The sequence below is a fragment of the Vicinamibacteria bacterium genome (assembly GCA_035570235.1).
Lineage (GTDB): Bacteria > Acidobacteriota > Vicinamibacteria > Fen-336 > Fen-336 > DATMML01.
The window spans coordinates 1-6,809 of record DATMML010000110.1; the positions used below are offsets into that span (position 1 = coordinate 1).

At 64.7% G+C, this 6,809-nt stretch carries 6 protein-coding genes; 2 read left to right on the plus strand and 4 right to left on the minus strand.

Annotation, left to right across the window (positions count from 1 at the left end):
• Positions 1–799 precede the first annotated feature (799 nt).
• Together VN461_20435 and VN461_20440 are read left to right on the plus strand one after the other, a co-directional pair.
• Positions 800–1,321 carry a CHRD domain-containing protein gene (locus VN461_20435; GenBank protein ID HXB57144.1) on the plus strand — a complete coding sequence of 174 codons (522 nt, stop codon included), beginning with the start codon at positions 800–802 and terminating at the stop codon, positions 1,319–1,321.
• 264 nt (positions 1,322–1,585) lie between these two features.
• Positions 1,586–3,187, plus strand: a complete 1,602-nt coding sequence (locus tag VN461_20440) for a carboxylesterase family protein (GenBank protein ID HXB57145.1) — start codon at positions 1,586–1,588, stop codon at positions 3,185–3,187.
• Positions 3,188–3,285: 98 nt separating this feature from the next.
• Here VN461_20440 and VN461_20445 read toward each other — a convergent pair whose 3' ends face one another.
• The 4 genes from VN461_20445 to VN461_20460 all read right to left on the minus strand — a co-directional run bounded on the left by VN461_20445 (position 3,286) and on the right by VN461_20460 (position 6,675).
• Positions 3,286–4,056 carry a nuclear transport factor 2 family protein gene (locus VN461_20445; protein HXB57146.1) on the minus strand — a complete coding sequence of 257 codons (771 nt, stop codon included), beginning with the start codon at positions 4,054–4,056 and terminating at the stop codon, positions 3,286–3,288.
• An 11-nt stretch (positions 4,057–4,067) separates the two neighbouring features.
• The gene (locus tag VN461_20450; protein ID HXB57147.1) at positions 4,068–5,651 is read right to left on the minus strand and encodes a radical SAM protein; all 1,584 of its coding nucleotides are present in this window, start codon (positions 5,649–5,651) and stop codon (positions 4,068–4,070) included.
• Positions 5,651–5,965, minus strand: a complete 315-nt coding sequence (locus VN461_20455; GenBank protein HXB57148.1) for a hypothetical protein — start codon at positions 5,963–5,965, stop codon at positions 5,651–5,653. Before VN461_20455 ends, VN461_20450 begins: the two co-directional genes overlap by 1 nt.
• 506 nt (positions 5,966–6,471) lie before the next feature.
• Entirely contained in the window at positions 6,472–6,675 is a 204-nt protein-coding gene (locus VN461_20460; protein ID HXB57149.1) for a cold-shock protein, read from the minus strand.
• Positions 6,676–6,809: the final 134 nt, after the last annotated feature.

Below are 6,809 nucleotides of genomic sequence, written 5' to 3' on the forward strand. Positions count from 1 at the left end.
CTACTTGTTGCGCCGGCTAAAGCGCCTGCTCAGCCGGGATTTCCCTGCCCGGAACGAGCCGATCCACATACTCGCACTCCGGCGGTGAGTCTTGTCATATCGTTAGTCACCGCCCAGCGCCTGAAACCCGCCGTCCGACACACCCCCAGCGTGGCCACCTCGGTTGATGATTCGGTTGCGTTTCTCGGACACATCTGCCTGCGTTGCTCCCTTTCGTCGCACGACCTGCTTCTGACCTCCACTGCGGATCTGCCCGGGGACCGGCAGGGCCAAGATCAGCCTCGCCCAGAATGAGCGCGCGTGCGGCTGGCCCGTCGACAACTAGAGCCAGCAACGTGCGCAAAATAAAGGCCTTGGGGCGTTGTGTCAAGCATTTTTTGAACTACCACGTGGCGACAAAACGAACCACGCCGTGTACTCTGCAGTCTTTGAATGAGTTAGACGGATGTGCGAGGCTCGATCCGTAGTGATCTGACGCACTTCCCGCAAATCAGCGTGACCGAGCCTGTGGGGAACCCAGTGTTGGGTGGCGGAACGTGGAGATCCACGGGTTCCGTGCAGGCGCCGTCGGTCACCGGCACTACCTCGACATGATTCCAGTTCCGTCCTGGTCCGAGACCCACCATCCCCCCTTGCGTCACGCTGCACATCGGACTCTTCGGAAACCGTAAGCACTTACGGCGGGCGTAAGACGATTCGATGCGCGTCAGGCGGATTCGCAGATTCCCCGATAGTCCCGCACGGCATGTGGCTTGCTTCGAGAAAGGCCCGTACGAGGCGTCTGTAAGGGAGGTGCGAAATGAGGATGAGGCTTCTTACCGTGATCGCGGGGCTGGCTGCAGTCCTTTGGACGGGCGGGATCCGCGCTGACGACGACCGGGAGTTCGGAGCTAGGCTCTTGGGCTCGGGTGAAGTCCCCGCCGTCCAGACCAATGCGACAGGGAGGGTCGAAATCGCCTTCAACGAAGATGAGACAAAGCTGCAGTTCGAGCTGGCGGTCCGGAAGGGCGTGCGCGTGACCCAGTCCCACATCCACTGTGCGCCCCTAGGCGTGAATGGCCCGATCGTGGTGTTCCTGGCCGGATTCCATAGCCGCGGGTGGGACGTGGACGGTAGGTGGGTAGAAAACGCCACCGCTACAGATGCCAACGTAATACCTCCCCCTGCGGGATCGACGTGTCCCCATGTCATCAATAATCTTCGCGACCTTGCCAACGCGATCCGGCAGGGAGATGCTTACGTTAACGTCCATACCGTAGCCAACCCCGGCGGCGAGATCCGGGGGCAGCTCCGGGCGGCTCACGACAAAGAAGACCACTGATTCTGGTCGGGCCAACCGGTCAGCGGGACCGTCGTTCCCGCTGACCGCCTACCGCCCTTGCGACAGTTCGGGCCCCCAGGCCCCTCTCTGACGTGTCCCGTCCGCTAGTCGACACGTACCGCACCCTTCACTTTTTGGGAAGACGGGCCGAGGCAATTGCCGGGTGCATGCTCGGCGTCGGCGACCGCCGGATCGCAGGGGTCCCGTCCCGGAAGCTCGTCGAAGCTCTCGTGGCACAATCGGGCGGAACCTAGTGGGGGGAACATGCCGAAAGGGTGGGGCGTCGAGCCCTGGGGACTGCTGATGGCCTTCGCCGCGCTGCTCGTCGTGGCTGGAGCCGCTGGCGCACAGGTGCGGACCGAGGCCGGGCTCATCGAGGGCACTCCGGGATCTGTTTCACACGGTGCGGCCTTCAAAGGCATCCCGTATGCCGCTCCGCCCGTGGGCGACCGCCGTTGGAAGCCACCACAGGCCGTAGTGCCGTGGCCGGGAGTTCGAAAGGCGACCGACTTCGGCCCGCGCTGCATGCAGGGCCGGATCTTCGAGGATATGGTCTTTCGCGACGAGCCGAGCGAAGACTGTCTGTACCTCAACGTGTGGACGCCGTCCAACCCCCCATCCAAGGGCCTGCCTGTCATGGTGTGGATCCACGGCGGGGGATTCGTGGCCGGCTCTGCGTCGGAGCCGCGGCAGGACGGCGAGCGATTGGCCGAAAAGGGGGTCATCGTCGTCGGCATCAACTATCGACTCGGCGTGTTCGGGTTCCTGGCCCATCCGGAGCTGACCAAGGAATTGGGCCACGGCGCCTCGGGGAACTATGGCCTCCTGGACCATGTGGCGGCGCTCCAATGGATCCAGAGGAACATCGCGGCCTTCGGCGGGGATCCGATGCGCGTGACCATCTTCGGCGAGTCCGCCGGCTCGTTCTCGGTCAGCGCCCTCATGGCCTCATCTCTCGGCCGGGGCCTCTTCCAGCGAGCGATCGGCGAGAGCGGCGCTTTTTTCACTGTCGGAGACGGGCCCCTTGCTCCGAAGTCGTTGGCCGCGAGCGAAGAGGCGGGCCAGCGATTTACCGAGTCTTTGGGCGCCGACTCGTTAGCCGCTCTCCGAGCGCGGTCGGCCGATGAGATTCTGAAGGCATCGCTCGGGAATCGGCCGTGGTTCGGCCCGACAATCGACGGCTACATGCTGCGGGAGACTGCCTACGCGACCTTTGCCGCGGGCAGGCAGAGCCAGGTGCAGTTGCTCGCTGGGTGGAACGCCGATGAGAGCCGATCTGCGGTTACCCTGGCCCCCGAGAAGCCCACGGCGAAGACCTTTGCCGACAAGACCCGCGCAAGGTTCGGAGACAACGCGGAAGCCATTCTCAAGGCCTATCCGGCCGCTTCGGACGCCGAAGCCCTCGAGTCCGCGGCCTCCCTCGCCAGCGATATGTTCACAGGATACGCCACGTGGAAGTGGATCGAGATGCATCTGGAGACGGGGCGCTCTGCGGTCTTCCGATATTCCTTCGACCGGGTGATCCCGCTCGCCCCCGACACCAGGGGAAGCGGTCGGCCGGTGACCGCCAAGGACGTCGGCGCACGCCATGCCGGCGAGATCGAATACGTCTTCGGTGCGCTGGCCTCGTCGCCAAGAGTCCCGTGGGAGGCGGTCGACCTCGAGCTTTCGGACCTCATGATGTCCTATTGGACCAACTTCGCTCGCTCCGGGGATCCGAATGGTGCTGGCCTGCCGAAGTGGCCCCGCTATGACAAGGAAAGCGGCTACCAGCTCCTGCATCTGAGCGATGCGACCCAGGCCACTTCCGATGCCCGCCGATCGCGTTACGAAGCGTTGGACGCTTTCACGGCAAGGCTCCGCTGAGGGTCTCGTGTTGGGCTGGGCGTCCGGGGCTTGAAGCTACGCTCGGGGAGGGCCCGCGTAGACAGCCGAATCCGGGGGATAGGTGTGGACTCTCGACTTTAGTGCACCTGGAGGGGGTAGTCGACGTCGTCGTACAACCGGACCTCGGCCAGGAGCCCCGTCTCGGCCCGTTCATAGACCGCGGCCGCCGCCTGGCGGGGGAGCCGCGTGTGGCCCCAGGTCGTGAGCACGGACTCGAGGGCACAGGAGGCGCCCTCGTCGGCGATCGCACAGTGCTCGAGGCCGAGCCCGCCGCCTTTGGAGAAGAGGAGCGTGAAGAACCGGCGCAGTTCGACGGCGCCGCGGTGGACGGTTATGGCTTCGCCTGGCTCGCGCAGCAGCCCTCCGGGCGCGAACTGCTCGAGTATGCCGGGAAGGTCGCCCCGGGCGAGGCAGTCGTGGTAACGGCCGATGACGTCGGGCAGAACGAGCGTGGCATGGACAGGCAGAATGGGCGCGCGCAGCATATGGAACCCGAGCAGCGGCCGCATACTGTGGTAGATTCGGATCGAGTCCAGCCGTGCGTCCGGCGAGGTGTCGCTCGCGATCGCCACTGGCAGGGAAACGATGTCCTTGGACCGCACCAGGTGGAGGATGCACTCCTCGGTAGCGCCGCCGCCGGTGGCGGTTGTTGCGAGGTGCTCGACGGTCGCGCTCCGCTCTTGGAGCCCCTGATAGCTGTTCTCGACGAACTGGTCAAAGCTTGATTCCTCGACCCAGCCCAGGTAGGGATCATTGACCCGCGGGGGCCCGCGGAAGAGGTCCCGCAGCCCCCGCTCGTCACCTTCGATCAGAAGAGGAATGTAGCGGGCGACGGGATGTGGCGTCACCGGCGCGACATCTAGATGCTGGCCGCCCCAGGTCGCGCGACAGCGAACGTGGCCGGGCGAACCTGGGCCGCTTGATGCGCCTTGAGATAGGCGTTGGGGTCGTGACGAAGGGACCCCTCGGGGAGGGCGTCCCACCAGTGGCCGAGATCCTTCCGCACCCGCTCCGTGTAGAACGTGGGCAGGACCTCGCTCTCGCCTTCGAAGAAGCAGCGCACCGACGTGTCGTGGTCGAGAAGCCGGCGGACGGTGGAGTCGTGGCGGATGCGGCCGAAGCCCTCCTCCGACACCGCACGCACGAAGTTCATCATGCCGGGGGTGCTTACGCGGTTGGCGCATATCCGCCGCCCGATGGCGCGCCAGGAGAATGAATGGCGCCGCAGGCTGATGATGTTGTCGTAGAGCGCGGGCCAGGTGTAGTTCTTGGGCCGGACGTTGGTGGCCTGGTTGTTGTCGAGGAAGTGGAAGGGAGTGGACAGGACGCGGCCATCGCGCTGCAGTTCGAGGTTGAGGGGGGCGGCTTGGCCAAAAGCGGAGAGCAGCGAGTAGGCGGGGAAGGCCCCGGGGGTCATGTCCACGAAGAGCTTGCTCAACTCGAAGGGCTCCTCGCCCACGTCGTCGTCGAGGCCGAGCACGAAGTTTGCCTGGACGTAGGGCACATAGCGCAGGATGGTGTTCACGTGGTCCGAGACCTGCCGCACTTTTTCGATGCCGGTGCGGCTTCCGGTCTTGGCCTTGCCGCCCAGCGAATACCAGGACTCAATCCCGGGCAGGATCGCCTTGAACCCGTTGCGCTGCAACCGCTGCAGGTGCGGTTCCGAGAGGAGCGACAAGCTGCTCTCGGCCAGGAAGTCGATGCGATCGGGGGGGACGGCGGCCTCTATCGTGGTCATGATCTCGTCGAAGCGCACACCGAAGTTGGGATCATGCCAGCCGACCATCGGACGCTTGACCTGAGAGAGCAGGAAACGGAGGTCGTCACGGATCTGGCAGGTGTCCAGGGGCTGGTAGTCGACGGCGGCGTCGATGCAGAAGCTGCAGGTATAGGGGCAGCCGAGGCTCCCGATCATAGGAATGATCTTGATGACGGAGGCCTTGGCGATGGTGGCCTCGATGAACTTCCATCGTTCCCTCACTCCGGGGAGCTGGGCGGGCTGGCGCTTTGCGGCAAGCCTCAGTCCGACCGGCCGGTGGGGCGCGCAGTCCTTCAGCACTTCATCGATGATCGCCCGGTCGGTGAACCCGAGGACGTAGTCGAAGTACCGAGCAGCGTCGTCCGGGTAGCACCGCGCGTGCGATCCTCCGAGCGCCGTAGCCGTGCCGCGCTTTCGGTAGATGTTGGCCAGGGCGTAGGCAAGGTGGGCGGTCTGGGTATAGGAGGCTATGAACACGAGATCGGTGTCGTCGGGCAGCTCGCGGGTGAGGTCCTCCCGTCCGGTGTAGCAGACGAGGGTGACATCGTGCCCGGCTTGTTCGCACCAGACCCCGATGACCTGGGGCATGATGCTCGCAAAGTTGGGCTGCATTGCCCGGGCCCAGAGGGAGTTGGAGGGACCCTTCTCGAGCAGATCGACGATCGCGACTCGGAGACGACGCATCAGGCCTCCTTCCGTTGCTCACATACCGTGTTCACCCTTCGGGCACTGCCGGCACCGCAATGGCGAAGGCGGCTAGCATCGGCGATGGCCCTCGGCGTGGCCTCGACGCTGGGGCCGATCAGCGTCGGCGAGCGGGACAGCTCTCTACCGACGAGCCCCGTGGCTGCGAGGACGAACGAGCCGGCTAGGGCAGCCGCCCAGATGATGCCCGACCACGGCGCTCGGCCCGGGACGACGAAAAGGGGCCAAAGGAGGAGCACGGTCGTGGCCCAGGCCAGGACTTGCGTCCGGCGGTCCAACACCTGCTTTTTCAAGATGTGCCCCCTTCCCCGCGCAAACCCCGTTGCTTAGCGAGGAGCTGTCCAAAGAGGCGGGGAAGGTGAGGACAGCGGCTCAGGAAAGCGGTTAATCGGGCCGTACTCTACGCGCTTTCCCGAGAGAACACAAGGGGTCGGGACACTTAATCGGAGTCGGCATCCTCGATGTGCCGTTCACGCTTCCTGCGGCGTCCGCCAAACCTCGGCGGGGGTCTCGACGCTCCACGTGAACCCCTGCCCTCTTGGCCGTAGCGCCCGTCATGTGGGCGAGTCAGTGTGTCACGCTACAAGGGAGTCACTCAACCCTCGTGACCAACCAGCTGGCTTGAGGGGCGCCCCTTGTCGACCCCGGGCTACGGACTCCGCGTGAGGGAGGGAGCCCCCTCGGAGAGGGACCGGACCATCGCCCCCGCCTGCCGGTCCGAAAAGCGCTCTTGCTCTGGAAAGCAAAAAGCCCGGGCCTTGGCGGGCCCGGGCTTCAGATGGTTCGTTTCGCGGAGTCGTTAGCGGCTTATGGTTACGTTCGCGGCCCGAGGCCCTTTGGGGCTATCGGTGACTTCGAACGTGACCTTGTCACCCTCATTGAGGGTTCTAAAGCCTTCGGCCTTGATCTCTGAATGGTGGACAAAAACGTCGGGACCACCCTCGCGAGAGAGAAAACCGAAACCCTTGGACTCGTTGAACCACTTGACTGTACCTTCGATCATGAACGTGCAGGCCTCCTGGCCTTTGCTTAGAAGCGACGTCGCCTGCGCGTTCAAAAAACAAAGGCCGCCCACCGCGGGCGGCTCCATCCCAAACGCCAGAGCAACGACCGACTAATGCAACCGCAGTATAGCAG

Excerpts from the sequence above, each read along its gene's own strand:
- VN461_20440 (HXB57145.1), top strand. The coding sequence starts at position 1,586 with ATGCCGAAAGGGTGGGGCGTCGAGCCCTGGGGACTGCTGATGGCCTTC.
- VN461_20450 (HXB57147.1), bottom strand. The coding sequence starts at position 5,651 with ATGCGTCGTCTCCGAGTCGCGATCGTCGATCTGCTCGAGAAGGGTCCC.
- VN461_20460 (HXB57149.1), bottom strand. The coding sequence starts at position 6,675 with ATGATCGAAGGTACAGTCAAGTGGTTCAACGAGTCCAAGGGTTTCGGT.
- VN461_20435 (HXB57144.1), top strand. The coding sequence starts at position 800 with ATGAGGATGAGGCTTCTTACCGTGATCGCGGGGCTGGCTGCAGTCCTT.